The organism is Humiphilus diazotrophicus (assembly GCF_059726315.1).
This window is the reverse complement of sequence record NZ_AP040870.1, coordinates 2,394,058-2,419,959: the sequence shown is the minus strand read 5'-3', so window position 1 is coordinate 2,419,959 and position 25,902 is coordinate 2,394,058. Positions and strand designations below refer to the sequence as shown.

The 25,902-nt window shown below is 51.7% G+C and carries 25 protein-coding genes; 14 read left to right on the top strand and 11 right to left on the bottom strand.

Annotated features, from left to right (window positions below):
* The first annotated feature begins 187 nt into the window (after positions 1-187).
* From AC6I7T_RS10965 to AC6I7T_RS10955, 3 genes are all read left to right on the top strand, one after another.
* Complete coding sequence (locus AC6I7T_RS10965; protein ID WP_497793434.1) at positions 188-397, top strand: hypothetical protein; 210 nt, start codon at positions 188-190, stop codon at positions 395-397.
* 319 nt (positions 398-716) lie between these two features.
* Positions 717-1,640: a chitobiase/beta-hexosaminidase C-terminal domain-containing protein gene (locus AC6I7T_RS10960; RefSeq protein WP_497793433.1), complete on the top strand. Its 924-nt coding sequence runs from the start codon at positions 717-719 to the stop codon at positions 1,638-1,640.
* Between the two features lie 271 nt (positions 1,641-1,911).
* Positions 1,912-2,409: a deoxycytidylate deaminase gene (locus AC6I7T_RS10955; RefSeq protein ID WP_497793432.1), complete on the top strand. Its 498-nt coding sequence runs from the start codon at positions 1,912-1,914 to the stop codon at positions 2,407-2,409.
* Positions 2,410-2,537: 128 nt separating this feature from the next.
* On the opposite strand, the gene AC6I7T_RS10950 is transcribed toward AC6I7T_RS10955, so the two are convergent.
* The gene (locus AC6I7T_RS10950; RefSeq protein ID WP_497793431.1) at positions 2,538-3,197 is read right to left on the bottom strand and encodes a leucine-rich repeat domain-containing protein; all 660 of its coding nucleotides are present in this window, start codon (positions 3,195-3,197) and stop codon (positions 2,538-2,540) included.
* 71 nt (positions 3,198-3,268) lie between these two features.
* Here AC6I7T_RS10950 and AC6I7T_RS10945 point away from each other — a divergent pair, with 71 nt between their 5' ends.
* Positions 3,269-3,775, top strand: coding sequence for a DinB family protein (locus tag AC6I7T_RS10945; protein ID WP_497793430.1), 507 nt, complete (start codon positions 3,269-3,271; stop codon positions 3,773-3,775).
* A gap of 47 nt (positions 3,776-3,822) precedes the next feature.
* On the opposite strand, the gene AC6I7T_RS10940 is transcribed toward AC6I7T_RS10945, so the two are convergent.
* Genes AC6I7T_RS10940 through AC6I7T_RS10930 form a run of 3 tightly spaced genes read right to left on the bottom strand, consistent with a single transcriptional unit; the run spans position 3,823 to position 6,326 of the window.
* Positions 3,823-5,310 carry a radical SAM protein gene (locus tag AC6I7T_RS10940; RefSeq protein WP_497793429.1) on the bottom strand — a complete coding sequence of 496 codons (1,488 nt, stop codon included), beginning with the start codon at positions 5,308-5,310 and terminating at the stop codon, positions 3,823-3,825.
* A 10-nt stretch (positions 5,311-5,320) separates the two neighbouring features.
* The gene (locus AC6I7T_RS10935; RefSeq protein ID WP_497793428.1) at positions 5,321-5,590 is read right to left on the bottom strand and encodes a hypothetical protein; all 270 of its coding nucleotides are present in this window, start codon (positions 5,588-5,590) and stop codon (positions 5,321-5,323) included.
* A complete protein-coding gene (locus AC6I7T_RS10930; protein ID WP_497793427.1) occupies positions 5,583-6,326 on the bottom strand; it encodes a prolipoprotein diacylglyceryl transferase in 744 nt (247 codons plus the stop codon). Before AC6I7T_RS10930 ends, AC6I7T_RS10935 begins: the two co-directional genes overlap by 8 nt.
* 19 nt (positions 6,327-6,345) lie before the next feature.
* Between AC6I7T_RS10930 and AC6I7T_RS10925 the strand changes: the two genes are divergently transcribed.
* Positions 6,346-7,482, top strand: a complete 1,137-nt coding sequence (locus AC6I7T_RS10925) for a hypothetical protein (RefSeq protein ID WP_497793426.1) — start codon at positions 6,346-6,348, stop codon at positions 7,480-7,482.
* Positions 7,483-7,591: 109 nt separating this feature from the next.
* Here the strand turns inward: AC6I7T_RS10925 and AC6I7T_RS10920 are convergent, their stop codons facing one another.
* Entirely contained in the window at positions 7,592-9,754 is a 2,163-nt protein-coding gene (locus tag AC6I7T_RS10920; protein ID WP_497793425.1) for an IPT/TIG domain-containing protein, read from the bottom strand.
* A gap of 324 nt (positions 9,755-10,078) precedes the next feature.
* Here AC6I7T_RS10920 and AC6I7T_RS10915 point away from each other — a divergent pair, with 324 nt between their 5' ends.
* Together AC6I7T_RS10915 and AC6I7T_RS10910 are read left to right on the top strand one after the other, a co-directional pair.
* On the top strand, positions 10,079-10,285 hold the full coding sequence (locus AC6I7T_RS10915) for a hypothetical protein (RefSeq protein ID WP_497793424.1): 207 nt from the start codon (positions 10,079-10,081) through the stop codon (positions 10,283-10,285).
* 199 nt (positions 10,286-10,484) lie between these two features.
* The gene (locus AC6I7T_RS10910) at positions 10,485-10,937 is read left to right on the top strand and encodes a recombinase family protein (RefSeq protein WP_497793423.1); all 453 of its coding nucleotides are present in this window, start codon (positions 10,485-10,487) and stop codon (positions 10,935-10,937) included.
* 134 nt (positions 10,938-11,071) lie between these two features.
* Here AC6I7T_RS10910 and AC6I7T_RS10905 read toward each other — a convergent pair whose 3' ends face one another.
* Positions 11,072-11,869 carry a nuclear transport factor 2 family protein gene (locus AC6I7T_RS10905; protein WP_497793421.1) on the bottom strand — a complete coding sequence of 266 codons (798 nt, stop codon included), beginning with the start codon at positions 11,867-11,869 and terminating at the stop codon, positions 11,072-11,074.
* A 171-nt stretch (positions 11,870-12,040) separates the two neighbouring features.
* On the bottom strand, positions 12,041-12,979 hold the full coding sequence (locus AC6I7T_RS10900) for a GlxA family transcriptional regulator (protein ID WP_497793420.1): 939 nt from the start codon (positions 12,977-12,979) through the stop codon (positions 12,041-12,043).
* 117 nt (positions 12,980-13,096) lie between these two features.
* On the opposite strand from AC6I7T_RS10900, the gene AC6I7T_RS10895 reads away from it, so the two are divergent.
* Positions 13,097-13,738: an HD domain-containing protein gene (locus AC6I7T_RS10895; RefSeq protein ID WP_497793419.1), complete on the top strand. Its 642-nt coding sequence runs from the start codon at positions 13,097-13,099 to the stop codon at positions 13,736-13,738.
* Positions 13,739-14,023: 285 nt separating this feature from the next.
* Positions 14,024-14,188: a hypothetical protein gene (locus AC6I7T_RS10890; protein WP_497793418.1), complete on the top strand. Its 165-nt coding sequence runs from the start codon at positions 14,024-14,026 to the stop codon at positions 14,186-14,188.
* A 30-nt stretch (positions 14,189-14,218) separates the two neighbouring features.
* Here AC6I7T_RS10890 and AC6I7T_RS10885 read toward each other — a convergent pair whose 3' ends face one another.
* The 3 genes from AC6I7T_RS10885 to AC6I7T_RS10875 form a co-directional block, all read right to left on the bottom strand.
* Complete coding sequence (locus AC6I7T_RS10885; RefSeq protein WP_497793417.1) at positions 14,219-16,753, bottom strand: ABC transporter permease; 2,535 nt, start codon at positions 16,751-16,753, stop codon at positions 14,219-14,221.
* A 192-nt stretch (positions 16,754-16,945) separates the two neighbouring features.
* The gene (rpsT, locus tag AC6I7T_RS10880; protein WP_497793415.1) at positions 16,946-17,221 is read right to left on the bottom strand and encodes a 30S ribosomal protein S20; all 276 of its coding nucleotides are present in this window, start codon (positions 17,219-17,221) and stop codon (positions 16,946-16,948) included.
* 208 nt (positions 17,222-17,429) lie between these two features.
* Positions 17,430-19,028 carry a phytoene desaturase family protein gene (locus tag AC6I7T_RS10875; RefSeq protein WP_497793414.1) on the bottom strand — a complete coding sequence of 533 codons (1,599 nt, stop codon included), beginning with the start codon at positions 19,026-19,028 and terminating at the stop codon, positions 17,430-17,432.
* 92 nt (positions 19,029-19,120) lie between these two features.
* On the opposite strand from AC6I7T_RS10875, the gene AC6I7T_RS10870 reads away from it, so the two are divergent.
* The 5 genes from AC6I7T_RS10870 (at position 19,121) to era (ending at position 24,189) form a co-directional block, all read left to right on the top strand.
* Complete coding sequence (locus AC6I7T_RS10870) at positions 19,121-19,720, top strand: TetR/AcrR family transcriptional regulator (protein WP_497793413.1); 600 nt, start codon at positions 19,121-19,123, stop codon at positions 19,718-19,720.
* 333 nt (positions 19,721-20,053) lie between these two features.
* Positions 20,054-21,085, top strand: coding sequence for a PhoH family protein (locus AC6I7T_RS10865; RefSeq protein ID WP_497793412.1), 1,032 nt, complete (start codon positions 20,054-20,056; stop codon positions 21,083-21,085).
* Positions 21,086-21,260: 175 nt separating this feature from the next.
* Positions 21,261-21,821 (top strand): rRNA maturation RNase YbeY, encoded by a 561-nt coding sequence (gene ybeY / locus AC6I7T_RS10860; protein WP_497793411.1) that lies wholly within the window; start codon positions 21,261-21,263, stop codon positions 21,819-21,821.
* A complete protein-coding gene (locus AC6I7T_RS10855; protein WP_497793409.1) occupies positions 21,821-23,110 on the top strand; it encodes a hemolysin family protein in 1,290 nt (429 codons plus the stop codon). Before ybeY ends, AC6I7T_RS10855 begins: the two co-directional genes overlap by 1 nt.
* 32 nt (positions 23,111-23,142) lie before the next feature.
* Entirely contained in the window at positions 23,143-24,189 is a 1,047-nt protein-coding gene (era, locus tag AC6I7T_RS10850) for a GTPase Era (protein ID WP_497793407.1), read from the top strand.
* Positions 24,190-24,218: 29 nt separating this feature from the next.
* Here era and AC6I7T_RS10845 read toward each other — a convergent pair whose 3' ends face one another.
* Positions 24,219-25,106, bottom strand: a complete 888-nt coding sequence (locus AC6I7T_RS10845) for a rhamnogalacturonan acetylesterase (RefSeq protein ID WP_497793406.1) — start codon at positions 25,104-25,106, stop codon at positions 24,219-24,221.
* Positions 25,107-25,902: the final 796 nt, after the last annotated feature.

The following is a 25,902-nucleotide window of genomic DNA, read 5'->3' as shown; positions in this document are numbered from 1 at the left end:
TTCCGCGCTAAGGGGATTCGTGTGTCCGTAATCGGACTGGGCTGTCTTTCTAACCCAAAGACGGAGAGGGCGGAGCTTTGTCTGACGGCTTTGTGTGCAGATGGGTGGTCCAGTCATACCAGCAAGCGAGGGAAAACACGTGGAGATTCTGGAAGCGTATGAATCGGTGTCTGCAAGGGGAGGTTTGGTGAGGATCTATGAATTTCGGGGAAGAGTCTATAAACGGGTCGAGACAACAGATGAAGCTGGACAGAAAGCAGTCGTGACGAAGAAGGGCAAACAACGCCCCGTCCGCGTGGCAGCGGAGAATTTGTACGAAGCGGCGGTTCATCTCCGCACCTACCGCCCGGATTTCTATCCAAGCCGTGTCCTTTGCCTCGGTCATATGCAGCTTTGAGTACCGCTGGCGTCCTCGCCGGCTGTCGTGGAGGGCGTCCCCGCCCTCCACTGATTTGCTCCAGAGCAGCCTCAGACTTATTGGTAACATCAGCTTCATTTACCCTTGACGGTTTGTTGTCTTTCTTAACATCGGAAAGTAAAGCTGCCGGAGTTTACAGCCATTGCTCCTATATGCTTCAAGACAAAGGACTAATGCATATAGTACGGACAGGCCCCAAGAAGTTTAGGTTCCCCTCTGCCGTATTCCAGTCTAAAATGTGGTTGGATTTGGTGTGTCCTTCAGAGTTCACAGCTCTGGTCTGCTGTACAGGAGGTGTATGATGCGCTTTTCTGTGCTCTCTTCGCTCGCATTTCTTACCTTGGGATCTATCTTCGCTTTTGCTCAGGATGCGGCTACGATGGCCGGTATACAGGCAACAGAGCAAGCCAACCGTGATGCGATACAAGCTAGCCAGCAGGCTGGCGATGCTGCGCAACGGGTTGACAGTGTAGCTGCGGGTTATCCGTTTGCTGCTGCTCCTGTCTTTTCTGTGAAGGGCGGTACTTATCAGTCTCCAGTTGCGGTGCGTCTCAAGAGCAAAACACGTGGTGCGGTGATTTATTACACCACTGATGGTTGGACCCCGACAGCAACTTCTATACGCTATACCGGTCCGATCACGATCTCTTCGACGACAACACTCCAGGCAATTGCTGTGGCTCCGCACTGCATTCGTAGTATTGTGGGGACGGAAGTGTACACCTTGCCAGCATCGCAGGAGGCGAAGAGTTCGTCTGTTTCCGTTGCACCTATAAGTGAATCCGGAGTGCCGAATCTGGTATTACCCAAAGGGCTGGAGATACCTCTGATAGTTACTTCGCCTGTAAGCTCAAAGACCGCTGAGGTAGGAGATGCTGTCTCTCTGGAACTTGCCGCGGACATAAAGGCTGGTGATCAAGTGCTGGCGCCCAAGGGATCTCCCGTTACAGGCAAAGTGATACAGGTTGATCATTCCGGGATGGCTGGCCAGCCTGGCGATCTGACCTTTATGGTGCAGTCGATAAACTTGAATGGAAAGACGGTGGAGTTGTCAGGCGAGCGGACCAAGGAGGGCCTGAACAAGATGAAGAAGGCCCGATCGATAGGTCTCATCCCTGGCGTCGGTATGTCAGCTTTCTTTCTCCGCGGCGAGGAAGCATCGATAGAAAAAGGAACACCCCTTATGGTGCAGGTGGCAAAAGACACTGTTCTTGCGCAGTAGTGTTGGAATAGAGAACCCTTCCTGAGAGAGTGTGAGAATGGCCCAAGGCGAAGCTGGAAAAGCCCTGGGCATGCTCCTCCATCCACTCTCTGGTCAATTCATCAATAATCTGAAAAGACATGAGAGGTAGTCTGCTGTTGGCGTATATGGATTTCAGCAGTATACTTCGCAGATACCTTACACTCCTGGCTGTCAGAAAGCCTTTACCGGCTTCGGGCGTTGTGCAGCCGTTTGGCGGGAGGTCTGTGGGTAAGCGATAGAGGTGCCACGAATGGACGAGATAAAAGTACGGCCGGATCTGAATGAATACTTTATGGGCATAGCGATTGCCGTGAGTAAGCGTGCGAACTGTACTGGAAAGCTGGTAGGGGCCATAATCGTCAAGGACAGACATATCGTTTCGACCGGTTACAACGGAACTCCGGAAAATATGCCCAATTGCCTCGATGGTGGTTGTTCGCGCTGCGCGAATCGGGGGAAGGAGTTTGAGCCCGGAGCTGGTTACGATCTCTGCATCTGTGTACACGCCGAGCAAAATGCTCTCCTTGCTGCGGCACGCTTCGGTATAGCGGTACAGGGAAGTACGGTCTATACGACCGTCAGGCCTTGCTTCAGTTGCACAAAAGAGATGCTTCAAGCCAAAGTCGAGGCTGTGTACTATCTCAAGGAATGGGCGCATCCCGATGCCCGCCATCAGGCCGAGTACGAGCGGTTACAGAGCCGTTTCCCAGGGGGCATCCGCCGTTTGGAAATACCTGAGGACGTCTGAGCGGAATCGTTGATTCCGGGTGGATGTTGATCTCCCATACGATTGATCTTTACATCATGATTGAAGACAATGAGCTGATATCTGTGCTGCTTAATGAAAGTTGCACGAATATCAGCTCGTGCCATCTGTTATCTGTAGACGACGCATCCCTGTGCTTCGAGTCTAGCGAACAGGTCTGGAGCTTGGAGTGTATTAACCCAGCGAAGATCGAGCTTCTCCAGTTTGGGAAGATCCGCCAGACATGTCGGCAAATGGGTGACCGGGTTTCCTCGCAGATCGAGTTGGCGCAATTCTTTTAAGTTGCCGATAGTTTCAGGCAGTGTGGTTAGGCGGTTATTCCTAAGATGTAATTCCCGCAAGTATGTAAGTTTTCCAATTGACTCCGGTAGCTCAGAGAATTCATTGTCCGTTGCTCGAAGCTCAATGAGACGCTCCATTTCGCAAACTGAATCGGCAAGGGTGGGGAGCCTATTTTCGCTGATGTTTAGATACCGGAGTTGTTGCAGCTTCGCTATTGAGGAGGGCAGGGAGGTCAGCCGATTGTCGTGAAGATAAAGGAAGTCGGTAAGTCCCTCCATCCCTCCGATGGTTTCCGGAATGGAAGTCAGGAGATTATGTCCGATGTCGAGTGTCCGCACCTGCTTGAGCGCTCCGATTTCGGGAGAGAGCTCCGTGAGTCCATTGTCTGCCAGAATTAGGACTTCAAGTTGCGTCTGCTTCCAAACAGCTTCGGGAACTTGCCCCAGCTGTTTCTTCCAGAGATTGAGGATGCGCGAAGGGTCTTGCATGATATAGGGATCATAAAGGATTTTGGAAGCAAACTGGGAAACAAACCAGGATGAAGGGAGAACAGTCACTTATGCCCGGTGTTAATATTTCTGGCATGAAGGACTCCTTTGTATCTTTGTTTAGCTATCAAGCCTGGGCTGATGCTGCACTGCTCTCCGCAGTTCACTCTCATCCAGCTTCGATTGAAGATCAGTGGATGTTTAAAACCTTGCACCACATCCTCTTTGTTCAGCGCTTTTTCTTATCGCGATTCAAAGGTTATGAAATAGATCTGGCAGCTGAATCTCAACCTCCTGCCTCCTTTGCGGCACTTGTTGATCGTTATAAATCTACTCATGAAGAAGAACTCGGCTTTGTGAATGCACTTACGGCAACAGATCTGGAGCGTCGTTTTGAGCTCGCCTTCCTGCAAACAGAATTTCCTGTGTCCGACGGACTTATGCAGGTAGTCTTCCATAGTCAGAATCATCGGGGACAATGCCTGACGCAGCTTCGTGAGAATGGGGCCGCGCCGCCTACCCTCGATTACATCCTCTGGGCAAAAGATCGCCCTGCTCCCAGCTGGCCAACGGTCTGAGCAGGGATGCGGATTGCCGTGAGTGCTTAATCAAACAGCGTGAAGTATCAGGGCAGGACTTCTGCGACGGGCACGCCTTGCCGCAATGCTGCAAGGCGAGTCTGTTCCAAATCGTCCCGATAAAACAGGTTGAAGGTATCGAAGGGGATCAACCTTTCGGCATCGGGATGAGCGATATGGACGCAAGTTTTCCGGATTGAACGCAGGTCGAAACTATCGGCATCAATAAACTGCACAATCAGGATACGGAAGAGATTCTGATAGCTCAGGTCCTTGGTTGTTAGTACCTGCGGCAGGCAGCAAAGAAGATCGCGCAGAGTACTGGCCTGAGACTGTGGCGAGTGGTTGGTAGAGAAGAGTCTGAAGATGCCGTCTTTTAATGTTGCAGCTGCTGCTTTGGTCAGTAATTGAGGATTCTGTTCCAGATGACTGCGTACACCCTGGTCCTGCTCATAGACGATAGTGTTACCGGCTCCATTGATCAGCACTTCGGGCGGAATCATGCTGGTTAGCGGTGTAATGGTTCCAGCTAACTTGAGTGCATATCCCATCGCCAGCGAATCGGGATGGCAAGGCACTGGGATGATGTCCTCAGGCCTGAAGACCGTTGTCTGCTCGAGGATGCGACGGCGAACCTCGGTTAATGTCAGCCGATGTTGTGCGGCGCTATAACCGCCGAGACGTCCTGCCTGCTGCACCGGCTGGAAGGTGACTCCGCGAACACAGGGTTGCTGCAGAGCAAAGTCAACGATGGCTCCCAGTTCTTCGTCATTGACCCCTCGTTCTACTGTTACGACTAGCGTTGTCGAGATGCCAAGTTCGTTTAGCCTGTCGAGTGCCCGCTGGCGAATGTTGCGCAGATCGGCTCCGCGAAGCTGCATCAGCGGATCTTGTCGGAGGGAATCAAATTGAAGATAAAGCTCGAAGCGCGGCATGTATGAGGCCAACTGGCGAGCAAAGCTTTCATCGGTAGCGATGCGGATTCCGTTGGTATTGACCATCAGGTGACGAATCGGGCGTTGCCTTGCGGCATCGAGGATTGCAAAGAACTGCGGGTGAATGGTCGGTTCCCCGCCTGAAATCTGAACGATATCCGGCTGCATTTCATTGCGCACAATCATATCGAGCATGCGTTCCACTTGTTCCAGTGGCCGATGGGTAGTGCGATGTGTTCCACTGCCGGCATAGCAGATTGGGCAATTCAGATTGCAGGCATCCGTGATTTCCAGCAGAGACAGGCAGGAGTGCTGCTCGTGGTCGGGACAGAGGCCGCAGTCGTAGGGGCAACCGTACTTTATGGATGTATTCCAGTGTCGCGGCATTTCGGGAGGCTTGATGAAGACTTCCCGGCAACGGCGATAGTAGTCCACCTCGTCTGCTATCAACACACGTTGAAAACCGTGCTGGGGGCAGCGTTTAAGCATGTAGACACAGTTATCTTCGAAGACGATCTTGGCGTCGATCCGGCGAAAGCAGGTGCTGCACAGAGAAACAGCAATGTCGTAGAAGAGGTATGGCCGTGTCGGAGTGCTCATTGGTGTCTGCCTATAAGTTTTCTTCGGGCTTTCGTAACAGCGAGACAATCATTAATCCGATTAGCGCGATCAGAAGGCTTATGCCGCTAAGGATGATCCCGCCTAATTCGATGAAGGCTGTTATGACCAATATCCCTCCGGGACCGCCATTCGACATTCGACCGGCTGAGGTCATGACAACGAAGTTGATTCCGCAGAGTCCGAGAGAACAAGCCATGACCAGTGCGGAAATAGTTACACATCGCTTCCATTTAGTGCTATCTCGCCAGGGACTAGGCACGCTCCAACTCCTTTCCGGATGCTTCCGACCTTTTGGTCAGAGCGGAGATCACGATGACAGATAAACCTGCGACGCAGGCCCATTGAATGAAATTCATTCCACCGACCAGGGGTTGTGGTTTCAGGAAGTCGATCAGCAACCGCCACGACAGATATCCAAACATGAAAACGCGAAAGAGAAAACCGTTTGTATGTGGGCGTTTGCCCAGCCAGTGCAGCAGTAGGGCCAACCAGGCGAGAAAGAGGATCTCATAGAGCTGTGCCGGGTGTCGAGCGATACCGTCTCCAAAGTCAATGGCCCAGGGAAGGGCGGTTGGTTTGCCGTAGGTGTCGTCGGCAAGACCAGCAATCAGGCAGCCGATCCGTCCGATGCCAAGGCCCAGACAGAGGGGCAGGCTGAAGAGATCGCCCGTTCGTGTCCGGATTCCCTCGATCTTCTTAATGAGTTCGACTGCAGCCCAGCCGCCGAGCAGTCCTCCCACGATAGTCTTTCCTCCTCCGGGCAAGAACAGCTGTGAAAGCTTGAGGTGCATCCGCGGAGATTGCTCCAGCAGGCCCAACATCCGGCTGCCCAGCAAGGCTCCAAGAGCAGCGGCTGCAACAACGCTCCAGCGTTGCTGTTCGGGCAGGATGTCTCCCGCGGTTTTGCGTGCATACTTATAAGCGGCAAATCCGAGCGTATATCCCAATGCTTCGAAGATCGGATGCAACTCCGGATGCGGCGTAAGGTGCAGCATTGGCCAAGTGTACCGTGCAATGGCGGATTTTGAAGCGGAGGTTTCGCCTGAAGGGGAGATACGAGCTATTCTCTATGTGCAGTTCTTAAAGAAAATGGCTCATTTATTTGGAGACTCCAAGTTTTTCATTGAACAGGTGCGACGATTTTCCGCACCAGGAGAGAATAGTCACGTCCATGTGCTGATGCATTCGGCGCGGGCGGTGGAGGCTGCAGATGAGACTGCCGTCCAATGTGTAGAACCATTTCAGCTGACCGATCGTATGTGGATCTGCCGGCTTCCCGACGAGTTTCGGGACATTGTGTATCGTGCCTGCGAGTCTCCCGGCGTCCCTTATCAGGAAGTCTTTCGCCGGTACGGACAGCTCTATACGATTGCGTTGTTTGCCGGGCCATGGACTCCGGGACAGCCCTCGGTTTGGGATGTGACCGGCGATATCACCCGTTTTGTGACCTTCTCGCAGCTGGTGCATCCGACTTCCATTGGCTTTGGCTACACTGTGCGATTTACCTTCGACCCTTCGGGAGCCTTTATTGAGGCTACTCCTGGGCCATGCCGTGGAATTACCGAGCAGGCATTCATTGTTCCGCAACAACGGAATTGGCTCGCCAAATCCGAATGCGATCAGGTATGGAGATTGCTTGCTCACTCGAACATCGACAATCTTCCGCCCAGAGTGGTTCGTGCGAACGCCAATGTTCAGCATGCTGCTTACCAGTATTTCCTTGAGGTCAGAGCCTTTCTGGTTGCTTCAGGGCTTGAAGCAATGTTGCATACACGTATTACGCATGCCTCCGGATTGCGGCTTCGGGATCGTAGCGCGGGAAATCAGTTTAAGACACGCACGAAGCAGCTAGCCGAGATGGTGGGCGTTCATTTTACAACCCAGGATGCCTCCGCCGTTTGGGACCACCGTTCTGACATGGCGCATGGGCGCGATCCCTGGGCCTCTCGCCGGGAGGGAAAAGAAGATCTTCAGCAGCCGCCTGAGTTAACGACGGAAGACGACGTTCTGAAGCGCTATCTGAGTGCCGAAGAGCTGTTGCGTGCTACTGTCTTGCGGGGTTTGAGGGATTACGAATTTGCTGCGATATTTGCATCTGACGAGTCGGTCGATCAGGCCTTTCCTCTCAGCTCGCATGAGTCCTCTGAATGAATGCTCCCAAGTCTCACTGTTTTGAGGCTTGGGAGCATTCTCTTCCGTAATGATCTTCAACTCTACTTACAATCGGAATTTGGATTACTCCTCCTTGCAATCAGAATTCTCAATGCTGAGGTCTGAGTGTCAGGAGAACCGCGGTCCCAGGTTGTACCGGTACGGTATAAATTCCCCGTGAAGGAGCGATGGAAGTAGTTGTTCGCGTGCCCTGGATCGTTCCATCGGTGCTTCCGTCGAAAGTTTGTCCTCCAACGGTGATGCCGGTTGTGCCAACGACGGTGGTGTTGCTGGCGTAGTAGATCGTTCCGGAGTAGCCGTTCGCGTCAGACATCTGCAATACCTCCGCGTCTCCAAAACCTGGCAGGGCAATGGGAACGTTTCCGGAAAATGTCGTGTCTTTATTCACGATCGTAATGCGAACTGTCAGTTGCGGATCTACCGTTGCCCATACTTTGACGTATGCGGGAGTCTGCGTTACGACAGGTAGCATCTGGGAGCCATTGGGTACTGCCAGATGGAAGAAGTACAGGCCGTAATACAGCGGATTGACGCTATTGAGGCCGTATTGATAGTTCCCGTTGGGCCCGGTACGAGCCAGATGGAAGGTAAATGGCGCATAAATTGGCCTCGGAGTGCAGGGCGCTTGGTATGTGACTCCCTGGACAACGCAGGTCTTCGTGGGATCGACAACACGTTCGCCACCATTTGCACCGTGGTAGTTAACTCCATCCACTCCGGCAGCAGCGAACTCGAACATTGTGTCGACAGACCAGAGTGCTGCGGCAAACGAGTCGCTGGTTCCTGGTTGCCCTCCATTCGAGACAGTGTTCATTTCATTCACACGGAAGGTTTTTTGATTCTGGTGGGCGAGACCTGATTCCCAGCCGAAAACGCTTGGCACCCAGAAGGGAATGGGATTACCTGGATTCAGATATTGCAGCGCTGAGCTTCCGATGAGAAATGTCGGAGGTAAGCCTCCTTGCAACCCGGAATAGAAGTGATGCGTGAGGGTCTTCGTGTTCCCGCTTTGTGTCGCAAGAAAGATCTGTATATAACCCGGAGGCTCCGGTTTGAATCCGCTCCAGTAGTTGTTGTTCAACAGGGTGCGCATGAGAGACCAAGACGGTCCTGTGAATTGAATTGTCGATGGGGCAATGGTTTGCAGAATGCCTGCGCTCCACTGCGAATACTTACCATTGAAGACGTCGAAGGTATAGGAGCGTGAGGATTGGTATTGATAAGTATCGCTCTCGTTTCCGATCTCAATGGCGTCGAGGATGCCGGGAGTCATGGTGGTTACATAACTCAAGGCTTGCTGTTCGGCTATGGTTGGCGTCGAGGTTAGCGAACTGCCGAGCATAACTCCGGTAGTGAATTTCACGCCGGGCAGAGCGGCATTAAGTTCATTAAAAGCTTGTATGGAAAGCGGCTTTGTATTGCTATCGGTCGAACCACCTCCAACGCGAATAAGGAAAGGAGAGTTGGGTGTGTCCAACAGATTACTCAGGAGCTGACGATAGATATAGTTCGTGCCCTGTGCATCCCAGCCCATGATTCCTTGTGCATCTCCCCATTCATGTGAGAAGCCCACAAAGTCAGAGGGAATACGACGGAAGGGGATTGGCGTGACGATAGCAAACGTGCTGGTTGGTACTCCGAGTGGATACGAGAATGCTGTGCTTGCTCCTCCGGAAGCAGGGTTCTGGGCAACCAAAGTGACAGTGGAACCGATGCCTGGCTCTGCACTCATGACAACGATGAGCGTGGTCGACGAAACATACTGCGTAGTTTGTGCGCTGCCATTCATGTAAATCGTCGTATCACGAACGAAGTTAGTACCGCGTATGATGATCGGATTATTCTGCCCCGTGGGCAGCGTGGAAGGTAATGTAGAGGTAATTGTGGGGAGCCCTACGATCTGGATTGTCTTTGAAGCTTGCACTGTGCTGTCAGTTGAGAGCGTCGCTATGATCTGAACTCCAGGCGACGCCGGTACTGCAGCAGGTGCAGTGTATAAACCCGTGCTGGAGATGGTGCCGGATCCAGATGCAGGAGAGACGCTCCACAGAACCGTCCCTGTTGTTGTGCCTGTGATAGTGGCAGTGAATTGAACGGAATTTCCGATAGTTACGGTGGTGGTTGGAGAGCTGATCTGAATAGATACAGCCGCTGCGATTGCTGGAAAGCTAAGCGTGAATAATATGACAAAAACAGTTATCGCTACTTTCCGGTTAAAGATCTTACACAAATCAGATCCGTGTAGTGTCATCAGGTACTCCAATGGTTAGTGCCTTGGCTTACATAGGCGCAAAGCGACTCTAGGAACCGACGGATCGGCTCGTGCGGCACAATTCCGCCGTGCACAAATGAACTGCTTCTAGGGTGTGTTCGTAGGAGTGGCTAACCAATTCCTATCGCAGCTATCTGGGCAAAGGATTACTTACCAAACTTAGCCGGGTAGCTTTCACTCCGGATTCAAGCAGTGGAGTGAAGATCCCGGTCTACTGACCCACAGTGCCTCCTCGTGCTATGGGTAGGAGGGATTCTTCGTTCCGGAGTTGGAGGCGACAAGTGAATTTACAGGGAAGTTACCATGACTTTACGTAAATCAACTCGAGGTGGAATTGCCGCAAATGGGCATTGCAGCTTGGAGGGATTAGGCTTGCCGATGCTGGAGGTAGTTGCAATTCAGCACTTCTTCTCTTGCAGTAGAAAGGAAATTTGCGATGTGCAGACCGTTTCGCTTTCACCTTGTGCCAGTTTTGATGACAAATTAGTTACTATTTGGATGAGCGAATAGTAATCAGGAAGGATAGGTATCAGGCGCTGCTGGTGCTGGCGATAGCGTAGAAGGGATGTTCATCAACGAACAGCCATTCCGGATTTGGGCAATCAGATGGCAGCTCTGTGACGGGCAACTTCAGCAGAATCTCTGAGTTCGGCTAATGGCAGATTGGCCTCAGACATGCTCTCTATACATGGTCATCTAGGAGGGTTCCATGCACAAGGTGGAGAAGTTTACAGAGGTTGTTAATGGCAATCTGGATCTGAATCATCTTGCCGAACAGCTTCAGGCAGGGTGGAAACTGGTGGCGTTGGAATGGCAGCGTGAGGTGGCATCGGAAACCATCGACACCTCTTTGGATAGTGGAGTGCGCCCGCCTGAAGAGATCCCCTACGGTTTGCGTATCGCGCAGGACTGCCACAGTCTGGAGGTTGATCCTGTCGAAAACCAGATTCTGATGGACATGATGAATCTAATGGTCGAGGATCTGCCGCTTTCCCGCGTGGCGGCAGATTTGAATGCGCATGGTCATCGCACCCGGCAAGGTGCTCTTTGGAGCATGGCCTCTGTCTTTAATATGCTTCCACGCCTGATTGAGGTCGGTCCTAGAATCTTTACCAGTACCGAATGGGAACAGCGCCGCCGCAAGATTGCTCGCGCCCAATGAAAGATGATTCTTGCAGCACAGCATGTAGGGTAAAGTATTGTATCCCAGCAAGAGAATGCTCTTGCTGGGACCTCCACTCTGACGAAACAAAGGCCTTCTATTAGAGCATTGCTTTAGAGGTACTCGATCTTTTTCTACGGACCCGCACTTTGTGACTTCGGATATATCACGTATTTCCCTTCAAAGTGAAAGCCAACGCGATTGACCTTCCCTGTATGATCTCGCAGAAACACGAGATAACCAGGAGTCTCAAGATTTCTTGCTGAGTAGATATCTTCTTCCAACTCGACCATCGAATACCATTTGGGATCGTTACTTACTTGTATCAGGAGAATTCCATTTTCAGGTTTGAGCTTAAGCTGAAGATTGGGGCCGAGCTGATACCTGCCAGGATATTCTGTAACGGCATGAGCAACTATTGGAGCTCCAGCCTGCGATCCGGAAGGCACTGTTACAAAGGAAGCTATCTTCCATTCTCCGTTCTGTTTGATGAGAGTAGCTTGCCTGGAAAAGGACACATCTATCTTCTTGCCGTAATAGTTGTCGTGTTCTTGAAAGGGATAGAAGGCAAGTGCAGAAGTGTTTCCATTGTAAAGATGAATATCGATCTCATTTTCGGCGGGCGGGGTAATTGTTTCTTGTATGCCTTGCGGGCTTGTGAGATTGCTCTTTAACACCTCTAGCCATCTGGAGCGGGGCGTTACTGTCCCATCTACGTGTATAGCCGTAAAGGAATCTGCAAGAAGTTGCGCATAAGTTGCAAAATCGTGCATATGATAAGATTCCCGTGCTTTCTTGAGCACGGCTTTGATCTGCCGTTCGCTGTCCTGAGGCTTGGAGCGTTCGGTAGAAGTTTGCGCGAGCAATAGTTGCGCAAGACTCAGCAGTAAACATGCCACCAATGGCAGTCGATATCGGGGCAATGCCGCCATTAAGTTGTCCTCCGGCATCGATGGTATGGTCGTAATGCTCCAAGGGGGATGGAGATTTCTACATTACCATTGTTTGGCGACTTATTGCTTTCTTTCTATCTTGTTTTTGTATGTAGGCAGGGTTGGTGTTTAAGGTACTTTCCTTGTGCGTGTATTAATGCCTAAATTGTTTTAGCGCTTGAAACGACGCATGTAATCGCCGGCACTGACGCCAAGGATCCGGAGAAAGACTCTTCTCATCGAATCAACATCCCGGAAGCCACAGGCGTCAGCTATCTCTTTTAATCCGAGAGTGGAGCTATCAATCATCTGCTGTGCTCCTTCCACTCGCATTCTATCGACCAGCTGTCCAGGGTTTATTCCTGTCTCGCGCAAGCAGATTCGTGTAAAGTGGCGTGGGCTTAATCCGATTTGCTGCGCGAGCTTTTCGACGGTTAAATTTTCTCTGAGATTCTCCATGATCCAGACTTGTAACTCGCGCAAAGGCTGCGAAGTGCGTGCCTGTCGGGAGAGCATGTGGCTGTATTGAGCCTGCCCGCCGGGCCGTACGAGAAACATAACTAACTGCCGTGCTACTGTAAGTGCGGCATCGTGTCCATGATCCTCTTCGATGAGGGCCAGAGATAAGTCAATTCCTGCAGTTATCCCCGCAGACGTGTAAACATTGCTATCTTTCAGGAAGATAGGGTCTGGTCTGACGGTAACGGAGGGAAATTCCCGGGCGAGCCTGTCGCAAAAGGACCAGTGCGTTACGACCTGCTTCCCATCCAGTATGCCCGCTGCGGCAAGAACAAATGCTCCCGTGCATATAGACGCAATTCGTCTCGATTGCTTTGCCGTTTGCCTGATCCAGTCGAGGAGCACTGGATCATAGCTTCCGCTTTCGGCACCCGGTCCGCCGGCAATCAGAAGAGTATCGACAGGACCTCTGACATCAGCCAATGGGATTGCTCCTCCGATTGGGAATCCTCTATGGGTCTGCAGCATGGGGTCTTTATCCGGAGTGCATAGCACGATGTCGTAATCGGAGATACTTGCAAAAGCTTCGAGTGGGCCGGCGATATCCAGGATCTGAACAGGTGGTGGTCCGGTAAGGACGATACGGCGCATAAAGAAATCTTACGGAAACAGGTAGAGGAAAAGTCCTAAATTGTCGGATCTATGTCGTTGCTGCCTTTCGACGGAGCTACTAGCCTCTCTCTTGTCAGCTCGATATGGAGGGAAACAATGATACAGACAGCCTCGGCAATTCGTATTCCAGATACGACGCTCGTTCAGGAAGCAACGGAAATTTTGAAAGAGTATGGAACGCCACTGCTCTTCAATCATTCCTTGCGCGTGTATTTCTTCGCTGCGGAGATTGGTCGCCAGCAGCAAAAGAAGTTCGATGCGGAGCTGCTTTATGTGAGTGCTGCTTTTCACGACATGGGGCTTGTAAAGAAGTTCAGCAGTGCGACGGAGCGTTTCGAGGTTGATGGGGCAAATGCGGCAAAGCAGTTCCTGGTCGCACACGATATCCCAGAAGATCAGGCTCAAACGGCATGGACCGCCATCGCGCTGCACACTACCCCTGGAGTGACTCAGTATATGCAGCCCGAAGTGGAGCTGCTTAATAAAGGCGTTGGTCTCGATGTTCTCGGGAAAGGATATGAAAGCTTCCCGAAGGAGCTGCGTGAGGAAATTGTTGCCGCTTATCCACGCAAGAATTTTAAAGACGAAATCGTGAGGGCCTTCTTCAGCGGTTTTGAACATAAGCCGGAATCCACCTTCGGCACTGTGAAGGCCGATGTTTGCGAAAGGTTCATTCCCGGTTATAAGAGCCCTAATTTCTGCGATTTGATTGCGAATTCTCCTTTCCCGAATTCGTGAGTCCCGAGGGGGATAGAACAACAACTGCTGCGTCCCATTCTTTCTGGCTGCTGTTCATCCGGAAGAATGGGATAGCAGAGGATAGAAAGTTCAGCATCTTTGTTCTAGACCGGTTTTTTCTGCTCTCTCGATTTTTGTCTCACTCTTTTGAATGACTTAGGCGACAAGAAAATTCGATAGCCAGCTAAGTTGTTTTTCGATTGCACTGGGTGCTCCCCTTTGGATATAACCGTGCGCACGACCGAATTCTTCGGTTCCGAATGCTGCAAAACGGAGAGCGCATCTATGCCCGTCAAGGAAGCATTGGGAACTCAAAAGAAGCTGGATCATCAGGAGCGCCAACTCGAAGTGCACGAATGCAAAATGTGCGGCGAACTTCCCGAGTCGGAAGCAGAGATCTTCGAAGACGGCCTGTGTTCGCACTGCTTTAACCTGGTTGAGACGGACTAGAGCTTTCCGAGAAATCTCTCCTTAGTCTTTTTACTCTGTCCGCAAAGCCCTCATTGGCTCTGTATTCGCCGCTCTACGCGCTGGCAGAAGGGCAGCAATAAAGGCAGCCAAACCAAGAACAAAGGTTGTTATCAACAGGATTGCCGGATCGTATGGTTTCACGCCGAAGAGCTGGTTCGCCATGGCTCGTCCACCCAGGATTGTCGCCGGAATGCCAATCAGTAGTCCTGCTGCAATCTGCAGGAAGGCGCTACGCAGAATAAGTCTGAGCACATTCTTGCGATTTGCTCCAAGGGCCATGCGAATGCCGATTTCGCTGGTACGGCGTTCGACAGAATATGCTGTTACACCGTAGAGCCCGATTGCGGCCAGAATTAGGGCCAGGATTCCAAAGAGAGAAGTAAGCTTGGCGATCATCGACTGTTGTGTGAAGTTAGCCTTCACCTGGTCGGCAAAGCTCTCGAAGTGTGTGATCGCGAGATCCGGATTAATTTGCGAAAGCGCCCTGCGAATCTGGAAGTCGAATCCGGCAATCGGGCCATGTGTTTCAATCTCAACGGAGTTTAGATATTCGGAACGATTTTCGAACTGGACATAGCGTGGATCTGGGATGTGTGCGCTCTGTCCCTGCGCCAGGAAGTACATGGGGCGCATTTTGCTTGTTGCTCCCCAGTAGTGAGTGTCTTCTGTTACGCCCACAATCTCGAAGGCTCCGGGATAACGCATGTCGTTGCTGAAGTGTTTCCCTAGTGCGTGTCCATCTTTGAAGTACTTCTTTTCAAAGAAGCGATTTACGACAGCTACTGTATGTGTCGTGGGAGTATCTTGCTCGCTGATGGGCCGCCCAGCCAAGATCTTGGTGCCGATGGTGTCAAAGTATCCTGGGCTCACTCTTACCCAGGAAGCTCCGTGATTCCTTGTGCCTGGCGCGAGAGGTGGTTCGCCCTCGAGATAAACACCCTCTCCCCAGTTATTCCCTTCCATCGGACTATAGAGGGAGAAACTGACCTGCTTTACTCCTGGAATCGAGGTCAACCTGTCTTTGATCTGGCGATAGAGTGGTTCCGTTTGTTCCGGTTTGTATCCGGCCATCTGTGGATCGATGTGCAAAATGTAGCGATTCGTAGTATCGAAGCCGAAGTTCTGACTTTGCATATTACTCAGGCTTCGCGTCAGTAATCCTGCAGCACAGAGAAGTACGAGGGACAATGCCGCTTGTACAACTACCAGCGCTTTCTGGCCCAAGGCTTTGTGTCCCGTTGCTCGATTTGCTCCACGCAAGGCTTCTGCCGGATTGGCCCTTGCGGTCATCCAGGCAGGCGCAACTCCAAAGAGAATTCCGGTTAAGAGCGATGCAGCAAGGGCAAAGGCGAGTACTGGTAAGGAAGGCATCGCGTGGATTGGCACGTACTCGCTTCGAAATGCCATGTACAGGATCATTTGCGTTCCGGCGAAGGCTATTCCTATTCCAACAAGTCCGCCCATTACCGCTAATACGATGCTTTCTACTAATGCCTGTCGAATGAGTATGAAGCGAGAGGCTCCCAATGCCGAACGCACCGAAGTCTGTTGCTTTCGCGCCGTGGCGCGCACCAGCATGAGATTGGCAAGATTTGCGCAAGAGATCAGGAGCACAAAGCTGGAGACCCACATTAGCAGGTGCAGTCCGTCTTTGTACTCGTCACGCATCATCTGTACCCCATTGCCTCCGTGAGAGAGATGCAGAGTCTGTTTGGGTACCAGAGATTTATCGCGTTCCTCGACTTTGCTTTCAGGGCTCAAAAGAAACTGCCGCAGTTGCACTTGCAGCTGGGCTTCCATGGCGTTTGTGTTGGCGTCGGGTTTTACGCGTCCGATTAAGTCCAGCCAATCGAGTGCCGGATCGTCCATGAGAGCGTTGGTCGGTTCAATTACTCTCTCTGCCGCAAGAGGAATCCAGAACGCAGGCGGATTGCTTCGTACTCTATCTCCAAAGAAGCCAGGAGGGGCAATCCCTACGACGGTGACCGGTTGTGCATTGATAACAAAGCCCGAGCCAATAACCGAGCTATCTCCACCAAACTTTTCCTTCCAGGTGCGGAAGCTCATTACTGCCACGGTCGGAGCACCTTTTACATCGTCCTGCGGTGTAATTGTGCGTCCGGCATAGGCGGGGATTCCAAAGGTCGAGAAGTAATTACCCGATACATATTCACTGGTGAACGATTCAGATGGCTTGCTGCTGCCTGCCCGTCGTACGCCAATCAGGCTGCCTCCCGACTGGAATGCTGCAAGCTCTTCAAAACCCGGTGTATGGTCCCGGAACAATCGATATTGCTCGTAGGAGAAAAGTGACCAGTTCTCCTGCATTCCTCCATTAACGCAACAGTTTTCTTCGTTGCCTACACGCCACAGCTCTTCCGGCTTTACTACCGGTAAGGATTTCAGTAGTACGGCGTGTACTAAGGTGAAGATGGCAGTGGTTGCTCCGATGCCGAGAGCTAAAGTCAGAATTGCCGTGGCTGTAAAGCCTGGAGTTTTTCCGAACTGCCGTAATGCGTATCGAATATCTTCCATCAGATGCATAGAGGCTCCTCGGCATCGGGTGGAGACCCGACCCATTTGACTCAGGGATGAAGACGGTTGCAGGAAGAGCTGCAATGGAGACAGATACGCAAGATCGAAAGAAAAGGTTCAGCGTGAGGCAGAATCTGGGAAGGCAAAAAGAGAGGCCGGAGTTTTGTCTCCGGCCTCTCTTAAGAAATGCTTGTAGTCCGCTTAGGCAGCCTTGGTTGCCAAGACCTTGAGACGCGCATTCAAGCGGCTCTTGTAGCGGGAAACGGTGTTCTTGTGGAAAATTCCCTTATGAACGCTCTTGTCGAGCTGGGAAACGGTCACGCGAAATTGCGTCTGCGCAGCAGTCAGATCGCCCTTGGTCAGGGCCTCGCGCATTGCGCGAAGAACTGAACGGACGCGGCTCTTGTTTGCGCGGTTCGTTGCTGTCTTTCTTGCTGTTTGACGGACGCGCTTCAGCGCCGAAACATGGTTCGCCATCGATGAAGTCCTTCTGTAAATGGAATGCAGGCAGAAGAGACTCGCATCCCGCATCCCCTGCAATCTCTAAGTCTATTAAAATCGGCCCTTTTGGTCAATGTTTCATTGGGCTTTCGAGCATAAGGGCAAACCCTTCTGAAATCAATTGTATCGGGAACGACTGCAGGCGAAGAGAAAACTGTTCCGGATACTGTGATTCCCGAATTCCTCAGGCAAAGACCTTCGCCATCATGTTTTTCTTGAGGACTACCGATGAGGTGAGCACTCCTCCCAGCAGTGCTCCTGTTACTCCCAGAGAGCAGGCATCCTGGCCGGTGAAGTAGAGATTACGAATCGGTGTCTTCACTCCAAGGCTGCGCAAGCAATACCGGGCAGGAGTTGCGCTTATTCCATAGATTTCGCCCTGAGGGTAGTTGGCGAAATGCCGAGTGGAAAGCGGAGTGGAGATTTCGTAATGCTCGACTCTGTCCCTGGTGGCAGGGAAGTGCTCGTAGAGCGATGACAGCATGGCTTCTGCCAGTTTCTGTTTCATGGAGTCGTAGTCGGTACCGCGCTTTTTCCAGGAAGTATCGCTCCATTGGGCAAACCACTTATAGGGAGCCGGTGTAATGACTTCCATGGTCGAAAGATCGGGATGTTGTGCGGCAAATGCTGGATCTTTGGCGGAAGAGAAGGAGAAATACAACAGCGGAAAAGATGCCTGCCCGAAATCGGCACATCTGGCGAGGTTTGCGTCATGATCGTAGCTAGGATGAACCCAGAGATTCGATCCCTGGAATTCTGGTTCGCCCGCTCTCCGTTTTACGCCGACATAGAGGCACAGATGTGCACTTGAAGCTGGAATGCTATTGATTTCACTGCGAAGCTTGGCAGTTGAGTCAAGTTCGGAGGGCAGAAGGCGCTCAAGAGTGTTGTGGGCTCCGGCATCGCTAATGACCAGTGGAGCATTGATTTCCCGGCCATCGGTCATGCGAACACCGATGGCTGTTTGATTCGCATCTAGCAAAATCTCTTTTACTTCTGCATTGACAAGGATCTTGCCTCCCTGGCGTTCTATCAGGGGAGCGATACCTGCGCATATTTCGGAAGCACCGCCTACCGGATAACTGGCTCCTTCCATGTAGTGGTAGGCAATCATGGCATGAATTGCGAAGCTGCTCTGCGATGGAGGGAGTCCGTAATCCATCCATTGGGCGGTCAGTACTCCGATCAGTTCCTGATTCCTGGTGAACTCCTTCATGACCTCTGCCGTCGTCCTGCTTGCATAGCGGAGAAATTTGGAGCGGAGAAAACCGCCGATCAAGCGAGCGATGGGATTGGGCAGCGCCTTTTCCATGAAATAAAAGCTTGAGGCCTTACCTACAGCCAAAATGGCCGCCAGGTAGAGATCGATAGCCTTACCTTCGCGAGGAAAGTACTCCAGCATCTGCCGACGAAAATTTTCCATTCCGGAGGGGAATTCATATAGCTCATTGGCAATCTTGACGCGATCATAGACTGGCGGCATCGATTGCCACTGCAGACGCCCTTCGGTCAGGTGATCGAACATCTTGCGAACGGGCATGGATGCTTCCTGTGTCTGGCCAATGTAATGCAGGCCAACATCCCATTCATATCCGCCGGGTCTTTGAAAGGCATGGGTGAAGCCGCCGGCAACGTAATGCCTTTCGAGAACCAGGACCTTCTTTCCCGCATGTTTCGCCATCAGTGCGGCAGCCGTTAATCCGCCGATTCCGGACCCAATCACGATGGCATCGTATTTCTCTCCCCAGGAATGCTGCTTATATGGAAGACCTGTCTGCTTCATAAATTCTCCAAAAGCGAATGTGGACAATAGCAACATTATGATTACGACTGGATGTTGCTGTTGTCAACATCTTCGTATAAGATTTTTGAGAAATGGATTCTGAGCGGCCATATCATCACGGCAATCTTCGGGGAGCTTTGTTGGAAGCGGCACTTGCTTTAATTGCCGAGGTTGGGACCACAGCTTTTACTTTGCGGGAGGTAGCGCGACGCGCAGGCGTGTCCCACAATGCCCCGTATCGCCACTTTGTCGATAAAGATGCATTGTTAGCGGCCGTCGCAACGCAGGGATTTCAGGAGCTTACGGACGCAATGCTTGTAGCTGCAGCGCCGGAAGAGAGTGCGCTGGAGAAGCTGAAGCGTGCAGGTCTCGCCTACATTGCATTTGCTTTACGGTATCCCCAGCACTTTTCAGCAATGTTCGACATCCCAGCGATTAAGGAGAAGTCTCCCGAGTGCCTAGAGGCGGGGGAACGAGCCTTTCATACCCTTGTCGCCTTTGTCGAATCGTGGCGGAAAGATAGGCATCTCATTATTAGAGATCCTCTACAACACGCGCTGACAGCGTGGTCTCTGGTCCATGGGATAGCGAAGTTGGCGATTGGTGGTCAGTTGCCATATCAATCTACTTCAGAGGTGTTGGAATTTGCAGAAGTAGCGATGATGTCGTTCATCCAGCGTCCGGACCAATAGAAAATAATCTCTTCGATCCACTTCTGATCGCACAAAACCCCGGATTCTTTAGGCCAAGTTATTGCGAAATGTCGTTTGAACCCGGAATGGGAACGGATGCACAGAGAGGATCAAGAACAGAAAATTTACGTTTTCGGAAGTTGACGTGGTATCGCAGTGGGTCTACTCTGAGCGCAGATACGGGAAAGATTTGGTGCTAAATCCCAACCCGCTCGCTGGCAGCATCCGGATGGATGCAAGCTGGCATGATGCGTCTGAGTCTCGTACTCCCACAACAATCGAACTTGAACAGGCGATTCCCGCAAGGATCGCAACCGGAGGTTATTTCACCGCTTGATGAAAAAAGCGCTGGAAATCACGCCCAACCTTGAGCCCCTCTTCGGGACCCGCGACGAAAATCTCAGGCTTATGGAAGCTTCCCTCGGCGTTCGCATCGATCTGCGTTCCGATGCTGTTCATGTGGAAGGAAGTTCAGAAGGGATTGCTCGCGTTCAGAGCATCTTTTCTGACTTTGAGTCGTTGCGCCGAGCTGGTGTGAACCTACACAACGGCGAATTGTATGGGATGTTGAAGCTGGTTGTTGCCGATCCGGCAGTAACCTTGCGCTCTCTTGCCGACAGTGGAAAACAGCGCTCTGCCGGGATTAAGCGTATGGTTCAGCCGCGTTCTGTCAATCAGCGCCGTTATGTCGAAGCTATCGAGCAAAACGATATGGTCTTCGGTGTCGGACCGGCTGGAACAGGAAAGACCTATCTGGCTGTTGCCATGGCTGCCGCTGCTCTCCTTGCGAAGAAGGTGAGCCGGATTGTGTTGGTTCGTCCTGCCGTAGAGGCTGGCGAGCGTTTGGGATTTCTTCCCGGCAGCTTGCAGGAGAAGGTAGATCCTTATCTCCGCCCACTGTACGACGCTCTTTACGATCTGTTGGAGCCGGAGCGCGTCGATAAGATGTTGGAGCGCAATGTTATTGAGATTGCGCCGTTGGCCTTCATGCGCGGTCGTACTCTGAACGATTCGTTCATCATCATGGACGAAGCGCAGAACACAACCGGTGAGCAGATGAAGATGTTCCTGACTCGTCTTGGGAACAACTCCAAGGCCGTGATCACTGGTGACATCACGCAGATCGACTTGCCCAACCCGAAGAAATCAGGTTTGGTTGAGGCGATCAATATCCTTGAAGGGGTGGAGGGAATTCGCTTCTGCCATTTCGAAGATGCCGATGTCGTTCGTCACCATCTGGTACAGCGGATTATTCGCGCCTACGATAGTTCGGGCCGTCAACAGCAGGAACTGCCGTTGGCAATTTCAGAGTCGCAGAATCTTCCTGCAGGCCGGGAATCTCATCAGGTTGCCAAGCCCCAGTAGAGAGCGGTTCGGAGCTAAACTGCTTTTAACAAAGGTGTTACAGCGCGGCTTTTCTATTGAGGAAAGCCGCGCTGTTTTCTTTGGGACGCTTCTCTGTAGGAGGGCTGTTTCGTGCTTTGCTGTAACATCATGAGATGAAGGGCCTGAGCTGAAAGCCCCTCAGGCCCGAGAACCCATGATCGTCTTCGATCCTTTCCAACCTTTGTCCCCTGCGGCGGATTCGTCCAGGCGGACAGCTTTACCCGGCAAGCGAACCTTGGAACGCTTCTTGAATGAGGCATGTGCAGCGGTACGGCTGCGCGGTGAGGTATCTGTCCTGCTTACAAACGACAAAACAATCCAGGACCTGAATCGTCGCTTTCGCAAGAAGAACAAGCCGACAGATGTCTTATCGTTTCCTGCTGCGGATCTGTCCGCAGGAATTGCAGGAGATCTGGCGATTTCTCTCGAAACTGCAGCCAGACAGGCCGAAAGCTTCGGACACAGCCTGCGCGAGGAAGTTAAGATCCTGCTTCTTCACGGAAGCTTGCATCTGGCCGGATACGATCATGAAGTTGACGATGGGCAGATGGCCCGTCGGGAAGCTACTCTTCGCAAACGGTTTGGGTTGCCTTTGGGATTGATACAGCGCGCCTCGGTTCAGGTGGAAAAGCCCGCGTCCCGGAAGTTCACTAAAGCCAAAACCAAGAAAGCTGTACGAGTATCTGCCACGAAGCCTCGCCGAGGGGGCAGGTAATGCTTCTTCCCTCGGTGATCCTGATTGTGCTGATGCTGGCAGTGTTGCTGCTGGTTTCGTATGTCGACCGGCTCTACTCGGAGATGGGGAAATTTCTCTCGCGCGAGTTCCAGGAAAACATCGATGCCTGGGAGCAGCTGGTGGAGCCTCGTCTTGGCCTCAGCCGGGAGAATATCGCCCTGTGCTCTGCTGTGCTCGCACAGCTCACGACGGCATGCATTGCTCTCTTATTTGGAGCACTGCTCTTCGACGGCTCTTCGGGCACAAATCGGCCATCCTTCGGAGAGGCGGCGCAGGCGGCCTTCGGCATTATTCTGGTTATCATTTTTTTCAACCGGCTGCTTCCCTTTGTCTTCTTTACTCGCACGAGAGGCGTGTGGATCGTGCGTCTGCGACCCGTGCTGCGAATGCTCTTCTACCTGGTAATGCCGATTACCCTCCTGCTCAGCTTCTTGCTTTCTATTGCTGCTTTGGCAGAGACTCCCTCGGCGGCGAAGGAAGAGGATGCTTCTCCGAATGAGGCCGTGGAAGCATTGATCGAGGCCGGAGAGGAAGAGGGAATCCTTGAGGAGAGCGATCGCGAGCTGGTGCGCTCGGCTGTCGAATTCGGTGACAGGATTGTTCGTGAGGTAATGACGCCGCGGCCGGATATGTTTGCCGTTCCAGGTTCTACGACCTTGGAAGATTTCCTCCAATCGCTGAAGGAGCATCCTTTTTCGCGTGTTCCTGTTTACCAGGATTCGCTGGACAACATCACTGGTATCGCCTTCTCTCATGATCTGCTGCAAATCGCAGATGAAGAAGCGCGGACACGTACTGTTGCGAGTATTCAGCGTCCGGCTGCTTTCGTGCCTGAGACGAAAAAGGGAAATGTGTTGTTGCGCGAGATGCAGCGTGAAAAGCAGCACATGTGTATTGTTATCGACGAGTATGGCGGTGTCGCCGGCGTAGTTACGATTGAAGATCTGTTGGAAGAGATCGTAGGGCAGATCAGCGACGAGCATGAAGAGGCTTCGCTACGCACCGAGCCAATTCATGAGGAAGATGGCTCGTGGGTATTGCCTGGTAACTTTGAAGTATCCCGTCTTCAGGAATTATTCGGGGAAGAGGCTTGGCACCCGGATGAAGAGTGGGAGGCGGCGACGGTCGCAGGACTCGTAAGTGAAAGCGTCGGACGCATTCCCCATGCAGGCGAAGTTGTGCAAATCGAAGAGCTGCGGTTTGAGGTGTTGGCCTCGACCGATCGTCGGATTGAGCGTCTTCGTGTGTCCCACCTGGTAAATCAGTAGATAATTAGTTGAATGTTTATGGAGAGGCAGCATTGCGCTCAGGTTTTGTTTCTATTTTAGGTCGCCCGAATGCGGGAAAATCGACACTGCTGAACGCCCTGATCGGCGAGAAGATCGCGATCGTAACCAGTAAGCCCCAAACAACGCGGAACCGTATCAGCGGTATTTTGGAAGTTCCTGCAAAGAAGGGCAAGTACCCGGCGGCTCAGATCGTCCTTGTCGATACACCCGGCGTGCATAAGCCGACTACCGCTCTGGATAAGCGAATGATGCAAGAGGTGTACGACGCCCTTGAATCTCGCAATGCTGTCTTGTTGATCGTGGATGCGACGCGACGCATTCAGGTGGCAAAAGAAGGTGATTCGGATGAGCAGAAGCAGTCTGCCGGAAAATCGGAAGATGAGTTTGTCTTCCAGCTGGTTCGCAAGCTTGATTGTCCGGTCCTTCTGGTTATCAACAAAATCGACTTGATCGAGAGAGAGAAGCTTCTGCCGTTGATTACGGAATTGACGGCCCTGCACTCCTTTGCCGAGGTAATTCCCATCTCTGCCCGCAAGAAGGATGGCCTCGATCGGCTAATAGCCAGTCTTGTGGGATATCTGCCGGAAGGCCAGAGATATTTTCCAAAGGACCAATTTACCGATCAACCGGAGCGATTTCTCGTTGCCGAGTTAATTCGCGAACGCATCCTGCTTGAGACCGGGGAGGAAGTACCCTATGCTTCAGCCGTTGTGATTGAGCGCTTCGAGGAACCGGCGGAGCTTCCCCCGGTAAAAAAGGGAAAGCAGCCTGCTAAGTTACCGGTGACCAAGATCGCTGCTGCGATCTATTGCGAGCGCGACGGACAGAAGGCAATTCTTATTGGCAAGGGCGGCAGTAAGTTGAAGGCTATTGGTTCAGCTGCTCGCAAGCAGATCGAATTTCTGTTGGGAACCCGCGTCTTTCTAGAGCTGCATGTGATCGTTGAACCGAATTGGCGTGAATCGCGTGGATTTGTCGAATCCCTCGATTGGCGCAAGCAGCTGGAGGAAATTGCTGCAAAGCATGCCCTAAAGAACGAAAACCCCGAAGAAGAGTAATCTTCGGGGTCTTTTTGATCGTTTTACGATTACTGTTTCGAACATGTACTCGTGTCCGCAGCTTTAGCCGAGAAATACGGCGTCAGCGGCTCTTTAGGCAATTGCTTAAGAGCCGATATGACGCAGGTGGCATTTAACTCTGCTCCGCTCCGGCTGGTATGTGTGTGGGGATCGGCAAAGAAGGCTTCTACCGCTGTTTCTCCAAGCTTGTCATAACGGGCTGCAATCTTCCCATTCAAATCCAGAAACCCGATGTGCTGAGCTTCGGCGACCTGTTGTGCCCAACCGGCATAGCTTGCCGTGCCACGAACGACTTTCCCGTTTTCCCAGATCTTTCTAGGAATGGGAGAGCAGAGGACAGGTGTGGCACCTTTTGCAATCGTATCCGAGATATATTTCCGCAAATACCATCCATAAGTGTGCACAACCTCATGCTTCTTCGTAATGGGGTTGTCGATTTCCTTTGTTTCCTCCCCAACTCCAGGTAGAGTTCCCCGCGCACGACTCGTGTCGTCGAGTGGTCCGGAATCATTGTGCCCAAACTGGATCAGGACAAAGTCGCCTGCTTTCATGAGGGCGAGTGTGTCCTCCCATTGTCCTTCGGTGATATAGGTACGGCTGGATCTTCCTCCAATTGCACGATTCACTACATTAATCTTCGAAGTATCGAAGAAGGCCGTCAGCGGTTCACCCCATCCCCACTGCCCGCCTGCTCCATCGCCACGGCCATTGCGAACGGTGGAATCCCCTACCAGAAAGAGACTGGGTAATTTGGGATTGGCCACTGTTGGCAGATTCCTGACAGCTCCCGATTTGGGGTCGGTGTTGAGTGGAGCCGTCTGTGAGTGAAGTGCTGCGGGGATCAGCAGGAAAAATGCGAGCAGCAAATGTCCAAGAACGCGACCTTGAAATCTCATATGAGAAGCCAATATACGTCATTTCTGAAACAATATTCCATTAGAAACTTTAGAATCGAGAATCCTCACGGTTTAACTTTCCGCAAAACTTCATCGGGCTGTAATAGGCATTACGTTATTGCGAATCGATCAATGTATATGGGCCTGTTTGTTGATCATTCTTACGCCCTCACTGATTATGTGTTAATAAGTGATATAAATCACATAACTCTCATAGAGGAAAATTATCGATTAGTTTTCGTCGTTCGACTTTTCCAAATAAGGATTACAAATCTCCAATTTTGTTATCTGCTCACTCGTTCTTGTCTCCTGTAAACGCTGAAACAAAGCGACTTAAGCTTACGCAGAAAATGTCCGCCATTTTCATCGGAATTATTCTTAGTGTCTACAACCAAAGGTGTATGGAGTTACCCTTGCAAGATCGAATCAATCTTGTATGCTTGCAATAACAAATCAATAAGACATGTGAGATCTTAAGGACTGCAGAGAGAAGATCCTCTGTTAGTCCTAAGCAGTAAAGATTTCCCGATTCGTAGAAAAGCGCCGTGAAAAGCAGCGAGTGCTAATCGTATGAAGCGTTCTTGATAGATGTTGGGAACGCCGCACTATTTGTGTGAAAAGACGATGACAGTTGTCACCGTTTAGTAAAGCAAGAAGCGGCTTGCCTGGATCGACAGAATCGATTTCCGGTAGCGGTGAAAGAGCATAGGCAGGTTCTGACGGGGAGAGAGGAACTTGTAAGTGCGCGGCATACTAATTCCAAAGATCGTGATCGTCAAATCTTGGAATTGCACCG